At 72.3% G+C, this 15,835-nt stretch carries 15 protein-coding genes and 3 pseudogenes; 7 read left to right on the top strand and 11 right to left on the bottom strand.

Annotated elements, in window-relative coordinates:
• Positions 1-292: 292 nt before the first annotated feature.
• Together AV521_RS03510 and AV521_RS03515 are read right to left on the bottom strand one after the other, a co-directional pair.
• Positions 293-2,041, bottom strand: a complete 1,749-nt coding sequence (locus AV521_RS03510) for a carbohydrate binding domain-containing protein (RefSeq protein ID WP_076083039.1) — start codon at positions 2,039-2,041, stop codon at positions 293-295.
• Between the two features lie 244 nt (positions 2,042-2,285).
• A pseudogene (locus AV521_RS03515) lies at positions 2,286-2,627 on the bottom strand (ABC transporter permease); the annotation flags it as partial.
• A gap of 54 nt (positions 2,628-2,681) precedes the next feature.
• Between AV521_RS03515 and AV521_RS03520 the strand changes: the two are divergent.
• Positions 2,682-2,918, top strand: coding sequence for a hypothetical protein (locus AV521_RS03520; protein WP_371916992.1), 237 nt, complete (start codon positions 2,682-2,684; stop codon positions 2,916-2,918).
• A 62-nt stretch (positions 2,919-2,980) separates the two neighbouring features.
• On the opposite strand, the gene AV521_RS03525 is transcribed toward AV521_RS03520, so the two are convergent.
• A complete protein-coding gene (locus AV521_RS03525; RefSeq protein ID WP_076083042.1) occupies positions 2,981-3,589 on the bottom strand; it encodes a flavin reductase family protein in 609 nt (202 codons plus the stop codon).
• Positions 3,590-3,859: 270 nt separating this feature from the next.
• On the opposite strand from AV521_RS03525, the gene AV521_RS03530 reads away from it, so the two are divergent.
• Complete coding sequence (locus AV521_RS03530; protein ID WP_256725412.1) at positions 3,860-4,642, top strand: DMT family transporter; 783 nt, start codon at positions 3,860-3,862, stop codon at positions 4,640-4,642.
• Positions 4,643-4,714: 72 nt separating this feature from the next.
• Here the strand turns inward: AV521_RS03530 and AV521_RS03535 are convergent, their stop codons facing one another.
• Both AV521_RS03535 and AV521_RS03540 read right to left on the bottom strand, forming a co-directional pair.
• A complete protein-coding gene (locus tag AV521_RS03535) occupies positions 4,715-5,503 on the bottom strand; it encodes a thioesterase family protein (RefSeq protein ID WP_256725413.1) in 789 nt (262 codons plus the stop codon).
• 90 nt (positions 5,504-5,593) lie between these two features.
• Positions 5,594-6,040: an Lrp/AsnC family transcriptional regulator gene (locus AV521_RS03540; protein WP_218639336.1), complete on the bottom strand. Its 447-nt coding sequence runs from the start codon at positions 6,038-6,040 to the stop codon at positions 5,594-5,596.
• A 74-nt stretch (positions 6,041-6,114) separates the two neighbouring features.
• Here AV521_RS03540 and AV521_RS03545 point away from each other — a divergent pair, with 74 nt between their 5' ends.
• Together AV521_RS03545 and AV521_RS03550 are read left to right on the top strand one after the other, a co-directional pair.
• Positions 6,115-6,867 (top strand): AzlC family ABC transporter permease, encoded by a 753-nt coding sequence (locus tag AV521_RS03545; RefSeq protein WP_079249094.1) that lies wholly within the window; start codon positions 6,115-6,117, stop codon positions 6,865-6,867.
• Entirely contained in the window at positions 6,860-7,189 is a 330-nt protein-coding gene (locus tag AV521_RS03550) for a branched-chain amino acid transporter permease (protein WP_076083055.1), read from the top strand. Before AV521_RS03545 ends, AV521_RS03550 begins: the two co-directional genes overlap by 8 nt.
• A gap of 63 nt (positions 7,190-7,252) precedes the next feature.
• Here the strand turns inward: AV521_RS03550 and AV521_RS03555 are convergent, their stop codons facing one another.
• The gene (locus AV521_RS03555; RefSeq protein ID WP_076083058.1) at positions 7,253-7,903 is read right to left on the bottom strand and encodes an FMN-dependent NADH-azoreductase; all 651 of its coding nucleotides are present in this window, start codon (positions 7,901-7,903) and stop codon (positions 7,253-7,255) included.
• A 145-nt stretch (positions 7,904-8,048) separates the two neighbouring features.
• Between AV521_RS03555 and AV521_RS03560 the strand changes: the two genes are divergently transcribed.
• Both AV521_RS03560 and AV521_RS03570 read left to right on the top strand, forming a co-directional pair.
• Positions 8,049-8,417, top strand: a complete 369-nt coding sequence (locus AV521_RS03560; protein WP_076083061.1) for a helix-turn-helix domain-containing protein — start codon at positions 8,049-8,051, stop codon at positions 8,415-8,417.
• 654 nt (positions 8,418-9,071) lie between these two features.
• A pseudogene (locus AV521_RS03570) lies at positions 9,072-9,761 on the top strand (S41 family peptidase); the annotation flags it as partial.
• 6 nt (positions 9,762-9,767) lie between these two features.
• Here AV521_RS03570 and AV521_RS03575 read toward each other — a convergent pair.
• The 3 genes and pseudogenes from AV521_RS03575 to AV521_RS52545 all read right to left on the bottom strand — a co-directional run.
• Positions 9,768-11,246, bottom strand: coding sequence for a glutamate--cysteine ligase (locus tag AV521_RS03575; protein WP_076083066.1), 1,479 nt, complete (start codon positions 11,244-11,246; stop codon positions 9,768-9,770).
• A 339-nt stretch (positions 11,247-11,585) separates the two neighbouring features.
• Positions 11,586-12,158 (bottom strand): hypothetical protein, encoded by a 573-nt coding sequence (locus AV521_RS50435; protein WP_256725414.1) that lies wholly within the window; start codon positions 12,156-12,158, stop codon positions 11,586-11,588.
• Positions 12,159-12,171: 13 nt separating this feature from the next.
• Positions 12,172-12,441, bottom strand: a pseudogene (locus AV521_RS52545) (hypothetical protein); the annotation flags it as partial.
• A gap of 57 nt (positions 12,442-12,498) precedes the next feature.
• Here AV521_RS52545 and AV521_RS03585 point away from each other — a divergent pair.
• Positions 12,499-13,572 (top strand): substrate-binding domain-containing protein, encoded by a 1,074-nt coding sequence (locus AV521_RS03585; protein ID WP_076083071.1) that lies wholly within the window; start codon positions 12,499-12,501, stop codon positions 13,570-13,572.
• Positions 13,573-13,607: 35 nt separating this feature from the next.
• On the opposite strand, the gene AV521_RS03590 is transcribed toward AV521_RS03585, so the two are convergent.
• Both AV521_RS03590 and AV521_RS03595 read right to left on the bottom strand, forming a co-directional pair.
• Positions 13,608-14,318, bottom strand: a complete 711-nt coding sequence (locus AV521_RS03590) for a sulfite exporter TauE/SafE family protein (RefSeq protein WP_076083550.1) — start codon at positions 14,316-14,318, stop codon at positions 13,608-13,610.
• A complete protein-coding gene (locus tag AV521_RS03595) occupies positions 14,315-15,817 on the bottom strand; it encodes an amidohydrolase family protein (protein ID WP_079249096.1) in 1,503 nt (500 codons plus the stop codon). Before AV521_RS03595 ends, AV521_RS03590 begins: the two co-directional genes overlap by 4 nt.
• Between the last annotated feature and the right edge of the window lie 18 nt (positions 15,818-15,835).

The raw sequence follows: 15,835 nt of genomic DNA on the forward strand, positions 1-15,835 counted from the left end.
CCGCGAGCGGCCGGAGCCCGCCGCGGCTGCCGGCGGACGCGGCCCTGCGCTGGAAGGCGGTGCCCACGGCGTTGCCCGCCGCTCCCGCGACGGCGAACGCCGCGACCAGTTCGATCACGACCGTCTCCTGCCGCGCGGCTCCTCGGAGTGGCTTCGGATCCCTTCAGCTCACGGAAGACAGCGCCCGGACGCCGGATCCGGCAGCGGGGTCCAGCGGGGCATGGACCGGCCCCGCCGGTGAGCGCCGAGCGGGGCCGGGTGGAGCGGTGGACCAGATCAGGATGAGGACGTCTCAGCTCACGCTCAGGTCGTCGGCGTACACCGCCCCCTGGCCGTACCAGCCGTGCACGTACACGGTGATCGTGCCCGAGGAGCCGGTCGTGAACGGCACCGTGAGTTTCGACCAGGACGAGGACGAGGTCCAGGTACTGGCCGTGGCGCCGCCGCTGACGCCGAGGTAGGCGTACGGACCCTGCACCCAACCGCTCAGCGTGTAGGAGGTGTTGGGCTTCAGGGTCAGGGTCTGCGCGCACTGGCCCGTCTGCGAGTCTGAGGGCGCGGTCTTCAGCGCGTGCGAGCCGCCGTGCACGGGGGAGGAGACGACCGCGGCCCCGGTGTCGCAGGTCCACGGCGTGAGTGAGCCGGTCTCGAAGTCGCCGTTGGCGAGGGCGGTCGTGCCACCGGATCCGTTCACCGTCAGGGTGAGCGTGGAGCTGTGCCGGGTCGGGCCCGCCGTGCCGGTGACGGTCAGGGTGTAGGTGCCGGGGGGCGTGGAGGTGGCGCTCTTCACGGTGAGTGTGGAGGTTGCGCCCGCGGTGACCGAGGACGGGCTCAGCGAGGCGGTCACTCCGCTCGGCGCGCCGCTCACCGCCAGATCGACGGACTGGGCGCTGCCGGCGGTCACGGACGTCTTCACCGACGCCGTCGTGGTGGCGCCAGGGTCGACCGAGGCGGTGGCGGGGGACAGGGACACCGAGAAGTCGTTGGCCGGCGGGGTCGTCGTACCGCCGGTGAAGGGTGCGAAGGTGTGGGTGAAGTACCAGGTGTCCTGGGCGATGCCCGAGCAGGTGTCGGAGGCGCTGCCGCCGGGGCAGCCGCCGTTGTCGCGCTGCAGGGCCCAGAAGGAGAGGGTGTTGATGCCCTTGGAGACCGCCCAGTCGTACACGGTCGTCGCGTCGGCGGTGGTGAACGTCTCCGCCGGGCCGTAGTCGTCCACGCCGGGCATCTCCGTGACGCCGACCATGTTCCACAGCTGACTGTCCGACAGATCTGGGTGCAGCGAGGCGAGTTGGTCGTGCAGTCCGCTCGCGGCCGTCTCGGTGTCGGTGGCCATGTGGTGCGTGGCGCCGTCGTAGTAGTCGAACGTCATGATGTTGACGACGTCCACCTTGGCGCCCGCGCTCTTCGCGCTGCGCAGCACGGCGAGACCGCTGTCGGCGAGCCCGGTCGTCGTGGTCGGCAGGGTGTACGAGAACTGCACCGAGCGCCCGTTCGCGGCGGCCCAGTCCTGGACCTTCTTGATGGCCTGGTTGCGGCGGTCGATGCCGGCGGTGTTCGTGAGGGAGTTGTCCTCGACATCCATGTCGAGCCGGGAGACGTCGTAGGTGGTGATGATCTTCTCGTAGGCCGCGGCGATGGAGTCCACGTTCGCGCAGCTGTCGGCGATCTCGGTGCCCGCGTTGTCGGCCCCGTAGCCGCCGAGGGAGGGGATCACGTCGCCGCCGCGCGAGCGGATGGTGGTGAAGTCGGCGCCGAACACCGAGGGGCTGACGGGCGTGCTCGTGTCACCGTTCCAGTACGGGGTGCAGGAGCCCTTCTTGTCGGCCTGCAGGAAGGCCATGGTCAGGTACTTGGCGCCGGAAGCCTGCGAGAGCGCGGCGGGGCTGTTGCTGTTGTAGGCCTCGAAGTAGGGCGCGAAGACGTGCGCGGGCAGCGGGGTCGCCGCGTGGGCGGTGCCTCCGGCCCCCAGGGCGAGCCCTGCGGAGGCGGCCAGTGTGGCCAGGCCTGCGAGCAGGGCGCGTACGGGTCTCGGACGTGTCATCGGGTACTCCCGGTAGCGAACGAACGACAGGCGTGCGAGCGGGTGTCGTGCGGAGATGGCGCGCTGTGCGGCCCGGCCGGGCTATTGGTCTAGGCCATGATTGGTCTGGACCAAACATCGGTCAAGGTGTGGGAGCAGCCTTTTGCCCGTTCATGGGGGAGCCAACCGGCTGGATAACGGAGGGAGTTGACGGCCGCCTCGGTCGGGAGCCGGTGCCTCCAGCCGCAGGTGGCGCCCGCACCGGTCACACCCTGCTCGACGTCGCCGTGTCCGCCGGCAGCCGCCGGGTGACGTAGACCGGGATCACCGACGGCAGGAAGAGCACCGCGGCCACGACGTTCACCACCGGTGCGTGCTGCGGCCGGGCCATGTTGTCGAAGATGCAGATCGGGAGGGTGCCGATCCAGGGGCCCGCGGTGAACGTGGTGACCACGATCTCGTCGAAGGAGAGCGCGCAGGCGAGCAGCGCTCCGGCCGGCCGCGCGGAGCGGACCAGCGGGAAGGTGACGTCGGCGAAGGCGCGGAAGCTGGTCGCGCCGAGGTCCATGGCCGCTTCCCCGTACGAGGCCGTGGTACGGCGCAGCCGGGGCCGCCAGCGAACCGGGATGGAGGACCGCGAGCCACAGCCCCGGAAGACGGTGTGCACGTCCCCCTCGAAGGGGGCGAGGCCGGTGACCTCCCACGACTGCCGCGCCCGGCCCATCTGGTCAACGCCCGCGGCCGGGGCGCCGCCTCCGCCGACCCCGCCCACCTGGCCGGATCCCTCGCCAGGGGCCCGGACTTCGGCGAACTGCTCGGCACGGCCCGGCCCGGCGTGCACGACGGCGTGCGCCTGGTCCCGTGCCGGGGAGTGCCCCTCGCGCTGGTGCCTGCCTGAGAGCCGGGGCCCAGTCCTGAGCTTGCGGGGATCGGTCGCGCGAGCTGGAAAGGGCGGGCGGCTCAGTCGAGGGTGCGGTCCCGGTACGGCACCCGGGCCAGCTCGCGCACCTCGCCCACAGTGCCCCACTTGTTCCCGCCCAGCCGGGACAGCGGCCTCAGCCGGCCGATGTCGGGCCGGCCGTCCAGCAGCACGTCCTCATGGACGGCGGCGTGCACGACCCGGCCGAACACCACCGTCGAGTCACCGAGGCGGAGCGTCGAGTGCAGCGTGCACGCCAGGGCGACCGGAGACGCCGCCACCCGGGGCGGCCGCACCCGCAGCGACGGCTCCCGCTCGATGCCCATCGCCTCGAACTCGCCCTGGTCGCGCGGGAAGTCGGTCGCGGTCGCGTTGATCTCGGTGAAGAGCGGTTCCGGGGCGAAGTTGACGACGAACTCGCCGGTCTCCTCGACGTTGCGCAGCGAGTCCTTCCAGCCGACCGACGTGAACTGGACGACGGGCGGAGCGGTGCAGGCCACGGTGAAGAACGAGTGCGGGGCCAGGTTCGCCGTCTCGCCGTCCGGCGCGAGGGTCGAGACCCAGGCGATCGGGCGGGGTGTGACGACGGCCGTGAGCAGACGGCAGAACGCACCGGGCGGCATGGAATCGGGGCAGTAGCCGACGCGCACGACAGCACGCCAAGCCGTACCGCCGCGCACCGTTCCCCCCGCCCCACCGTTGATCATCAAGGGGGCGCCGCCCTAAGGTGCGAGGGCACTCGCACAAGGAGCCCGATAACCATCAGTCAGCACCTGACTCCTCGCGCACGCGCGACGCTCGCCCTCGGCCGGGGACTCGGCGCCGCGCCGGCCCCGGGGCTCGTCCTCGGCGGGATCCTCGGTCTGCAGGGCGGGGCCGCGCTGACGACCCGCCTCTACCCCGCCGTGGGTCCGGCGGGCGTGGTGACCCTGCGGCTGGCCATCGCCGCGCTCGTCCTCACCGCGCTGTGGCGGCCCCGGCTCCGCGGCGACCGGGCCACCCTCGGCATCGCGGCCGCCGCCGGCACCCTGCTCGCCGTGCACCACCTCGCATACTACGAGGCGGTCGCCCGGCTGCCGTTGGGCGCCGCCACCACCCTGGAGTTCCTCGGTCCCTTCGCCATCGCCCTGTGCGGCTCGCGCCGCGCCCCCGACCTGCTGTGGGCGGCCCTCGCCGCGACCGGAGTCCTCCTGCTCAGCCACTCCGGTACGGCCCTCGACGCGACGGGCATCGCATGCGCGGCCCTCGCCGGTTGTTGCTGGGGCGGATACATCCTGGTCGGCAAACGGCTGGCCGAACGCGTCCCCGACGGCCGCGGCCTCGCCCTCGCCGTCACCTGGGGGGCACTGCTCAGCCTTCCCTACGGCGTCACGCAGGCGGGCGCCCGCCTTCTGGACCCGGACACCCTCGCCGTGGCCGGGGCGGTCGCCGTGCTCTCCAGCGTCCTGCCGTACACCTTCCAACTGGAAGCGCTGCGCCGGCTCACGCCCCGCGTATTCGGCATCCTCACCAGTCTGGAACCGGCGATCGGCGCGCTGATCGGCCTGCTCCTCCTGGGCCAGCACCTCGCCGCGCCCCAATGGGCGGGGGTGGCGGCAGTGGCCCTGGCGTCGGTGGGAGCGACGCGCACGGAGGAGGCGGAGGAGAGGGCAGGGAAGGCGCGAGCCGCGGACGACCGGGCCGAGGCCGCTCGGGACGGCTAGGGCACGCCTGTCCCGCGCGGCCCGTGGTGACCGGATGCGCTCGGCGGCCGCCGCTGATGCTGTCGGCGGGGGTCACCGGCCGGGCAACGGGCGTACCGTGAGGGTCTGTTGGGCCTGGCCGACCGGGCCGTGGATGTCGTGCAGGACGCTGCTTGTGAGGCCGAGCCCGGTGGGGCCGAAGACGACTGTGGTGTCCAGGCCGACCCAGCGGCCCGCCGGTTGCCGGTGCAGATGGATCGTCAGGTCGACGTTGGGGAACATCCACTCGGTCGGCGGCCGGCGTACGGCGATGCCGTTGGCCGTGTCGATCAGGGCGACATAGGAGGCGAGCGGGCTGCTCGGTTCGCCCGCGACGAGGTCGAGGGCCGTGGAGATCCAGGCAGTGGCGCGTCCCGGCTCGGCGGGGCCGACTGGCCGGACGTCGACGGACGCGCAGTGGCCGCCGGGCCAGACCGAGCCCAGCGACTGACCGGCGAGTCCCTCCGGCGGGGTGAGCCGTTCCTCGGGGCCGCCTGCCACGGCGCTGGTGTCCGCCTCGGTGAGCAGCCAGGCACGGGCCCGGACCACCGGCCGGTCCGCGATGCGTACGACCGCTTCGAGCAGTTCGATGGTGCGGCCGGGCCGGATCGACTCCACCTGGATCTCGCACTCGTCGAGGGCGAGGCGACCCAGGATGTCGTAGCTGATCCTGGACAGCAGCAGTCCGGTCGGCGGGCGCTCGGCGCGGTACTGGTCGATCGCGTGGACCACGAGTCCGGCGAGCGGGCTGAAGTGCTGCTCGTCGGTGTCCCACGCGCCGCCGGCGTGCGGGGTGGGCTTGAAGCGATGCCGGTCGATGCGCTCGAAGTAGGTGGCGGTCAACGGGTGCCTCTCGTCACGGCGTACCACGGTGTACAGGGGCAGGGAGCGATGGTGCGGGTCGTTGCACCGTACACCGGGATACCCGCCCGCTCATGGGCCGCTCTTGATCGTCTTCATCGTCAGGTGGGAGTCGATCCGCAGCACACAGGGCAGACCGCTCAGTTTGTCCACCAGGAAGGCCTCGTACGCGGCGTGATCGGCGACGGCCGCGCGGAGGAAATAGTCGGGACGGCCGTACATGCGCCGGAACTCGATGACCTCGTCGTATCCGGCCACGATGTCCTCGAACTCCAGGAACGTCGTGCGGTCGTTGGCGCTGACCTCCACGTCGATCAGGACCTCCAGGCCCCGGCCGAGCGCCCCGGGATCCACCACCGCCCGGTATCCGGTGATGACCCCGGCCTCCTCCAGCCGCTTGACCCGGCGCAGACACGGCGGTGGGGTCAGGCCCACCCGCTGGGCCAGCTCGACGTTGGTCAGCCGACCGTCACGGCGGAGGTGAAACAGAATGTCCCGGTCGATGGCATCCAGGTTCATTTCATTGCGCACTAGCCCATCATACGGACACTATTGGCAACCATATGCTGCGGGATTCTTCCTAAAATGTCGCCATGTGCCTACCTCCCGCCGCTGCCGATGGACAGTCGTCGACCGCGTCCGCCGTGCCGCAGCCCCGGACGCCCTCCGACACGCGGGCCGCCTTCGCGGACTCCGCCTCCGTGGGGCTGGCCTTCGTCCCGCTCGGCATCGCCTTCGGCATGCTCGTCGCCCACGCGGGAGTCGACTGGTGGTGGGCGACCCTGTCCAGCGCGCTGATCTACGGCGGGTCCTTCGAGTTCCTGCTGATCGGTATGGTCACCGCCGCCGTGCCGCTGGCCTCGGTCGCCGTCTCCGCGTTCCTGGTGAACATCCGGCACGTCTTCTACGCGCTGTCCTTCCCGTTGCACCGGGTGAAGGGGCCGTTCGGGAGGGCGTACAGCACCTTCGCCCTGTGCGACGAGGCCTACGCGCTGACCGCCGGGGAGCAGGCCCGCTCCTGGTCCGGGCGCCGCATCCGCCGTCTGCAGCTCCTCCTGCATCTGTACTGGGTCGGCGGAGCCACCGCGGGAGCGCTGCTCGGCTCACTCGTCCCCGCCGGAGTCACCGGTCTGGACTTCGCGCTCACAGCCCTGTTCACCGTGCTGTCCCTCGATGCCGTCCGCGACCGGCGGGACGACCTGCCCACCCCGTTGCTCGCCCTGCTGAGCGCGCTCACCGCCCGGCTTCTCTTCCCGGGCAGTCTGCTGATGGCCGCCTTCGCCCTCTTCACGGCCGGGCTCCTGGTCCGCCGCCTGACCACCCGAGGAAGGGTCAGCCATGCCTGACACGACCTATCTCGTCGCAGCGGTCCTGGTTTCCGCCGCCGTCACCTGGGCGCTGCGCGCCCTCCCCTTCGCCGCGCTCGGCCCGCTGCGGGCAAGCCGGACCGTGCAGTACCTCCAGCCCCGGATGCCCGCCGGGATCATGGTCATCCTCGTCGTCTACTGCCTGCGCGACCTGCCGCTCACCCGCGCCGCCGTGCTGGCCCCGCTGGCGGCCCTGGCCGTCACCGTCGGCGTGCACCTGTGGCGCCGTAACGCCCCGCTGAGCATCCTGGCGGGCACCGCCGTACATGTCGCGCTGGTCAGTACGGTCTTCGCGCGCTGAAGCGACGCGGCCCGGGCGCCGCGTACAAGTCGGCGGCCCCCGGGCCGTGTCGGGCCGGGACGGTCAGGCCGCGAGGCGCTCGGCGAGCTGCTTGGCCTTCACGGCGGCCTCCTGCAGGGCGCGGTCGCGGGAGGCTTCGTACAACGGGACCAGCTCGGACATCGCCGGGTTCTGCGGGGCCATGGTCAGCTCCGGGACGATGAAGTCGACGTCCAGGCCGAGGCCGTCGGCGAGGACGGCCGTGAGGTAGTTCTGCACGTACTCGTATCCCTCGCGCGGGGTGCCCGGACCGTATGCGCCGCCCCGGCTGGCGACCACGGTCACCGGGGTGCCCTTGGCGGACGGGGTCTCGCCCGCGGTGCGGCCGATGAGGATCACGTTGTCCAGCCAGGCCTTGAGGGTCGAGGGGACCGAGTAGTTGTACATCGGGGCGCCGATCAGCACCGCGTCGGCCTGCTCCAGCTCCTCGATCAGTCGGACGCGCTCGGCGAAGGCGGCGGCCTGCTCGGGCGTGTGCGACGCCGGGTCGGCGAAACCGGCGGTGTGCGCGGCGGCGGTGAGGTGCGGCACGGGCTGTGCCGCCAGGTCGCGATAGACGACGGTGCCGTCGGGGTGCTGCTCCAGCCAGTGCGTGCGGAAGGACTCCGTCACGGCGCGCGAGGCCGAGGCCTCGGTCGGGAACAGGGACGAGTCGATGTGCAGCAGGGTGGCCATGGTGACTCCTGAAAGGTAAATGGGCACAAGGGGGTAGTGCGGCTCGACGACGGAGCGCCGAGGGCTGCAATTTCGTACCTGACTATCTCTAACACAGGGACTTACTTTTTTTCATCCCCATACGGTGAGGTAGTACCCTGAGCACATGGCGGCGGACGTGACCCACGACAGTGCGGCGTGCAAGCGGGTGGACGAGGGCATCACCCGCGTCTTTCAGCTGCTCGGAAAGCGCTGGAGCGGGCCCATCGTGGCCGTGCTGGTGGAACAGCCCGTGCACTTCGCCGACCTGCGCCGGGCCATCCCCGGCATCAGCGAGCGCATGCTCTCCGACCGGCTCGCGGAACTCGGCATGGCCGGACTCGTGCTCCGCGAGGTCGACGAGGGCCCGCCGCTGCGCGTCTCCTACCGGCTGACCGAGGCCGGCGCCGCCCTGGAGCCCGCGCTCCGGGAACTGGGCGATTGGGCGAAGCTCCACCTGCCGGACGCACCGCGGTGCCCCGGCGCGGAGCGTTAGGGGACCGCGGGAACGCCGCTTCGAGCCCAGCGGAGCCGGACGGACCAGTGTCCGCGGATGCCGTCAGACCTGCCAGCGGCCCCGGCCCCGTGCGGCGGACAGGTACCGCCGTACACGAAGGACACGCCCTCCACGGCATCCCCGTGCCGTCCCTCCACGACCGGACGGACCGCGATCGGCACCGCAGAGCAGGCGCGGGACCGGCGCGGAGAACGCTCGCCGACACGCGAAGTTGGCACAGGCCGTACAGAGCAAAGCCGTCGCCAGGCCTCAAGCCCCCGACTCCAGCGAGCTGTCCCCGTCCGAGCCGCTGCGGTACATCCATCTCGCGGCGGAGATCGAACGGCGAGTGGCCGGAGAGGTGCCGACGACTGTCGGGACGGCGGAGGGCCAGGACCAGGGGGCTGACGTCGCGCCCTGACGGACGAGGAGCGTTGGGCCCGGATGGAGCAGTTGCGCCGGTAGCTGGAGCGCCGGTTGTCGGAGGGTGCGCAGTGAGCCGAGGGCGGGCGAAGCTTCGGATGACCGAGGGCTTCGCTGATCCGTCGGTGATGAGCCTGGAACAGTTGAAGGCCGAGGTCGCGGAGCTGGTGCGGGCTGATGAGCTGTCGGCGCGGTGGCGGGCGTGCGAGATCCCGGCCTGTGACGGGCTGCCAGGACTTCGGCGCGGGCCGGATCACCTACGCCGACCTGCCGGGCGACCTCGGCTATCTGCGTATCTCCGGATTCGGCGGCTACGCCGGCAAGCACGCGCCGTACACGGCCGAACAGGCCGAACTCGACCGCGGGTTGAACACCGTGCTCACCCCGGGCCGTACCCAGCGGCTCAAGGGCCTCGTCATCGACCTGCGCATCAACGGCGGCGGCTCCGACACCCTCGGCATCCGGATCGTCCAGCGCCTGACCGAAACGCCGTACACCGCGTACGCGAAACGAGCCCGCAACGACCCGGCCGACCCCGCCCGGCACACCCGCCCCGAACCCGTACCCGTCGTCCCGGCCCACGCACCCCGCTACACCGGTCCGGTCGCCGTCCTCACCGGCGGCTCGACGGTCAGCGCGGGCGAGACCTTCACTCAGGCGCTGATGGACCGGCCCGTGCGGACCGTGCGGATCGGGCAGCCCACCCAGGGCGTCTTCTCCGACGTGATAATGCGCAACCTGCCCGACGGCCTGATCTTCGGCCTGCCGAACGAGGAGTACCTGACCCGCACCGGCCGCACCTTCGACGGCACCGGCATCCCGCCGCAGCTGACCGAACCGGTCTTCACAAAGGAGGAGTTCGCCAAGAACCGTGACTCGGCCTTCGACCACGCGGTGAACCTGCTGAGTGGGCGCGGCTGAACCGGATCAGTCCACCGGCCAGGTGTGGGCCGGGGCGTTGAGATGCATGTAGTCGATGTACAGCTGGGTCATCCGGCGCAGCGCCTCGTGACGGCCGGCGCGTGTGGTGTCGTTCAGGCGATGGAACATATCCTTCTGCCACACGGCGCCGTTGCGGGCCGTCACACAGCGCTGCTCGATGACGCCGAGCAGCGGCTCCCGCCAGGCCTCGTCCATGCCGGACTGCTCAAGGCCCCGGTGCGCCAGCGGCAGCAACCGCCGCAGCACCAGCTCCGGCACCGGCACCTCGCCCATCCCGGGCCAGTACAGCAGGGCCTCGATGCCGTGCCGGGCGGCGGTGTGCAGATTGTCCTCGGCCGCCGAGAACGACATCCGCGACCACACCGGCCGGTCCTCCTCCACCAGGGCCCGGGTCAGCCCGTAGTAGAAGGCGCCGTTGGCGAGCGTGTCGGCGACGGTCGGGCCGGCGGGCAGCACCCGGTTCTCCACCCGGATGTGCGGTAGGTCGTGAGAGACGGCGTACACCGGGCGGTTCCAGCGGTAGATCGTGCCGTTGTGCAGGGTCAGTTCGCCGAGTTCGGGGATGTCGCCGCGGTCCAGCGTCTCCGCCGGGTCCTGCTCGTCGCACAGCGGGAGAAGGGCCGGGAAGTAGCGCAGGTTCTCCTCGAAGAGGTCGAAGACACTGTTGATCCACCGCTCCCCGAACCACACCCGGGGCCGTACGCCCTGCACCTTGATCTCCTCCGGGCGGGTGTCCGTGGCCTGTTCGAACAGTGGGACGCGGGTCTCGTGCCACAGCTCCTTGCCGAACAGGAACGGCGCGTTCGCCGCCAGCGCCACCTGGACCCCGGCGATGGCCTGCGCCGCGTTCCAGTAGCCGGCGAACTCCTCTGGAGAGACCTGGAGATGGAACTGCGTGCTGGTGCACGCGGCCTCCGGGGTGATGGTGTCCGCGTAGGTCCGCAGCCGGTCCACACCGTCGATCTCGATACGCAGGTCCTCGCCGCGGGCAGCGAAGATCTGGTCGTTGAGCAGCTGGTAGCGCGGGTTCTCCGACAGGCTCTCGGCGCCGATCTCCTCCTGGCGCAGGGTGGGCAGGATCCCGATCATGATCAGCCGGGTGCCGATCGACCTGGCCCGCTCCTCGGCGTGGTTCAGCGCGGCGCGGATCTCCGACTCCCAGGCGTCGGGACCGCCCGCGGTCAGCCGCCGCGGCGGCACGTTGATCTCCAGGTTGAACCGGCCCAGCTCGGTGGACCAGGCCGGGTCGGAGATCGCCTGCAGCGCATCGGTGTTGCGCATCGCCGGCTCCGCGTCGTCACCGACCAGGTTCAGCTCGATCTCCAGGCCGACCTGCGGCCGCTCGGACTCGAAGCGTGCATCGCGCAGCATCTGCGCGAGCGCCTCAAGGCATTCGTGCATCTTGATCCGGTACCGGCGGCGGTCCTCGCGGGTGAAGACGAGCGCCGGGACATCGCGTCCCATTGGCCCTCCTGGATTCCCCTCGTCGCAGACCTCTCCCCCCAGAGTCGCACCATCGCACGAGGCTCACCAAGCGTTGCGGACGACCTGAGATGACGCCGAGTACGGGAGCCGCGTGGTCGCGTCCCGCGTCCTTCGGCCCGGCCCCGCCCCGGTTCGTGTACACGGCCGTGCACAATGCGTGGTCATGGCGGATGCGGTCGGCGAGGGGTGCGGTGCCGTTGAAGTGGGCGGCGATCGGCACTCCGGCGTCCGGATCCGACAGGACCACGCACGCGCTGCCCCCGGTGTGGCCGAACGCGCGCGGCGAGCAGTGTCTGCCGAAGCCGAACGTGTCCGGCATCAGCCCCGGCCCCCACCGCACGGGCACGCCCATGACCTCGTCGACGACTCCTTCGGGGCGGTGGTCGCGGACCAGGGCGGTGCAGGGTCTCCTCGCGCAGTAGCCGCCGACCGCGGTGGAGTCCGCCGGGCCGACGATCTCGGCGACGGCCGCCTCACCGAACGGTACGGCCACACAGGTGCGGGGTAGCCCTGGACGGCGTCGAACCGGGCGACGCGAGCGGCGGTCATGGCGGTCGCGGCGGGCCCGAAGCTGGGCACCTGCACCACCGGGGAACCGGGCGGGCCGCCAAGGGTGGCGGTAAGACCGAGCGGCCCGGTCATCTCCGTCCGCAGGAACTCGGCGAACGCGGCGCCGCTGCGGCGGGCGATGAACTTGGCGATCAGCAGATACACGGCATGGCCGAGACAGGCCGCCCGCCGCCCCGGAACCCGGCCGGGACCGGCGTCCGTGGCGGAGATCGGCGCGATCAGCGCTGCCCAGCCCCGGTCGAAGGCGGTGCCCGCGACCCGGTCGGCGGCCCGCGGCCGCGCGGCTCCACAGATGCCGGACGGTGATCGCGGCCCGGCCATCACCGGTGAACTCCGGCAACTGGTCCCGCACGAGGTCGTGCTGGCTCGGCAGGCCGAGCGCCCAGGCGCGGGCGAAGGCGAGGGTGGTCGGCAGCTTCTGCGCCGAGAACCACGGCAGCACGGAGCCCGTCGTCAGCGGAACACCCGGTGACTCCTCGCCGAGCGCGAAGTCCACGACGGTCCGGCCGTCCGGCAACACCCGCACCTGCACCCCTGCGCATGTGCCTGCTTCGACGGCTTCCTCGGCGACAGTGCGGGTATCCGACATGGACCCGACCCCCATGGCGTGCGGTGCAGGGGGGTGGTGGTCCGGAGCGGCGGAGGTTGCGAAGATGGGCCCATGAGCATGTCCCACGGCGCCCGCCGGCCCACGATCGCCGACGTGGCCGCGGCGGCGTCGGTGTCGCGGACCACGGTGTCCCACGCGCTCAACGGCATCGGCAAGGTCGACCCGCGGACCCGTGAGCGCATCAAGAAGATCGCCGGTGAACTGGGATACCGGCCCAACCTGCGCGCCCAGCGGCTGCGTCGGGGCCAGGCCAAGGCCATCGCGCTCGCCTCCTCGATGCCGTTCGCGGTGGCCGGCGGCCCCTCGCGGCTCGGCTTCTACATGGAGGTGGCCGCCGCCGCGGCCGAGCGGGCCCTCGTGCACGGCTACGCCCTGGTGCTGATCCCGCCCGTGCAGTCCGGGTCCGCGCTGTACTCCGTCGACATCGACGGCGCGATCGTGGTCGAGCCCGAGGCGCACGACGCGGCCGTGGCCCAACTCCGCGAGCGTGGACTGCCGTACGTCGCACTGGGCCGCCCCACCGCCCCCGACGACGACGCCCCCTACGTGGACCTGCACGGCGGCAGAGTGGTCGACCTGCTCCTGGAGCATCTGCGCGACCAGGGCGCCCGCAGCCCGGCACTGGTCATCGGCGCCGGCACCCGTCACTCCTCGGTCGACGCCCGCGCGGCCTACGAACGCGCCGCCGCCGCGCACGGCTGGCCGCCCATCGTCGCCACCGCCCCGGAGAACGGTGGCGAGCAGGCGGGGTACGACCGTTGTGCCGCCCTGCTCGCCGAGCACCCCGGCATCGACGCGCTGTGCGTGCTCGTGGACGCCTTCGCCGTCGGTGCCGTACGCGCGCTGCGGGAGGCGGGACGCCGTGTCCCCGACGACGTCATGGTCGTCACCCGGTACGACGGGCTGCGCGCCCGCACCTGTGAACCACCGCTCACCGCGGTTGACTTGGGGCTGGAGCGGGCCGCCGCGGACGCGGTGGAGCTGCTGCTCGCCCGGCTGGGCGCACGACCCGCCGCCGACACGGTCGGGGCCGCGGAGACCGGGGGAGAGGTGCCCGCCGCCGAGCCGCTGCTCGTCCCGCGCGCCTCGTCCCTGCGCCGGCCACCGTCCGCCGACCGCACCTGACGGGACGTCTCAGGGGGAGCGGCTGGCCGGTCGGGTCACGTCCCCGCCATCAGCACCACCCCCGACACCAGCGCGAAGGCAAGGACGAAGGCGCGCATCCTCCCCGCATCGACCCGCCGGTGCGCGAACCGGCTCAGCCAGGCTCCGGACGCGAGCGCGGGCAGCAGCAGGAGCGCCCAGCCCATGTCCGCGGGACGGCACCGCCCGGTCACGAACAGCAGGGCGAGGGAGGCGACTTCGCCCACCAGGAAGCAGGCGGCGACCGTGGCCCGCAGCTCTCCGGGCGGCCGGTGCTGGTAGACGAGCGCGAGGGGCGGGCCGCCCACGCCGGTCGCGGTCTCGGTCAGCCCGGTGACGACACCGGCGCCCACATAGGCACCGCGCCCCGGCTCGAACGACGGCACGACCATGCTCACCACGGCGGCCAGGACCGTCGCCGCGCCGACGACCGCTCCGAGGGCGCCCTGCGGGATCGCCCACAGCAGCGCCAGCCCCGCCGGTGTCGCCGTCACCCGTGCCGCCGTGATCCATCGGGCGCCGCGCAGATCGAGACTGTGCCGCTCACGCCAGGCGACGTACAGGTTGAGCGGGATCATCGCGGTCAGCACGAACACGGGCAGCAGCGCCGGATCGACCAGTCCCGCGACCGGCGCGACGATCAGCGCGAACCCGAGCCCGCTGACCCCCTGCACGAACGCGGCTGCCGCGACGGTCAACGCCAGCACGGCGAGCGTGCCGCCGCTCATCGCCACCCGCCGAGGCTGGGCACGGTCGTGTCCGGGGACGTGTGGTGGGAGGCAGGCGCGGGTGCGGGCGGGGGCGTGTGCGGGGATGGAGAGGCGTGCGGTGTCGCCGTTCGCTGCCGTGCCGTAACCGACGTCGGGTGGGCCCGTGTCACCCCGGCGCGCCGCACCACACGCGGGGCCAGTTCGGCGGCGCGTCGGACCAGTGCCGGTCCGTCCCAGTCCGGCGGCCAGCCACGCCACAGCCGTAGCCGGCCGGCGACGAACACGGCGGTGAGCTGGTCCCGGTTGCCGCGGCGGACCAGCTCCCAGGGGAGGTCCCAGGACGGCTGCATCTCCGGCCCGCCGATGTCCGCCAGGAGGAAGTCCGCAGCGGCACCGGGCGTGATCCGTCCCGCGCGCGGGCCGAGGCCGACCGCGTCCGCGCCGCCCGCCGTGGCCCGCTCCCACCACGTCCAGCCGGCACCGCAGGAGGAATCGCCGCTGGCCAGACCGTAGGTGAGTCGCTGAGCGAACTCCGCCGCGTCCGCCAGCCGGAAACCGTCCCCGCGCGTCCCGTCGGTGCCCAGCCCGAACCGGATGCCGCGCTCGGCGAAGGTGGTCGCGGGGGCGACGGCGTTGCCCTTCCACGCGCTGGCGACGGGGTTGTAGCTCACCGCCGCGCCGCTGTCCGCCAGCAGCGTGACCTCGGCCGGGGTGAGCAGCGTCGCGTGCGCGGCCAGCAACTGCGGGCCCAGCGCGCCCACTTGGTGCAGATGCTCCAGGGGCCGCAGCCCGTGCCGGACCAGGGAACGCTCGACGGCGACGAGGTGTTCGTTCACATGGATCTGTACGACCATGCCCGCCTCGGCGGCGAGCCGCGCCGTCGCCGCCAGCGTGTGCGCCGTCGCGGCCTCCGGCACGGACACCGCCAGCGCGGGACGGATCAGATCGTCACCGCCGTAGCGCGCCAAGTGCTGCTCGGCGGCGCGCAGTACGGTCTGTGGATCCTTGTCCTGACCGGTGCCGTCCGGGGCGTCGTTGCAGACGAGCCCCAGCACACAGCGGACCCCCGCGTCACGCGCGGCCGCGGCCACCACGTCCACGTCCACCGTGGCCCGGGTCCCCGACTCGGCGACCGTTGTGAAACCGCCCCGCAGCGACTCCAACGCGGCCAGTTTCGCGGCGACGTACGCCGACTCCTCGTCCAGCGCGCGCTCCAGCGGCACCCACACCCGGCGGAAGATCTCCGACGGCTCGCCGAAGGCCAGGGAGCCGCCGAAGCTCTGCGTCAGATGGTGATGGGCGTCGACGAATCCCGGCATCAGCACATGCCCGGGCAGCCGGACGGGGGTCAGTGACGGGTCCGTTCGGACGACCCGCTCTACCGGGCCGACATCGCGGAACACGCCGTTCCGCACCAGCACCGCATGCCGCTCCAGCGGGCCGTCCGGGGTCAGCGTCACGTCGGGGACCAGCAGCAACGCGTCACCACGGAGCCGGTCGGGGGGCAGGTCGGTCATGCTTCTCCGTTGTTCGGG

The sequence above is a fragment of the Streptomyces sp. IMTB 2501 genome (assembly GCF_001953885.1).
Taxonomy (GTDB): Bacteria; Actinomycetota; Actinomycetes; order Streptomycetales; family Streptomycetaceae; genus Streptomyces.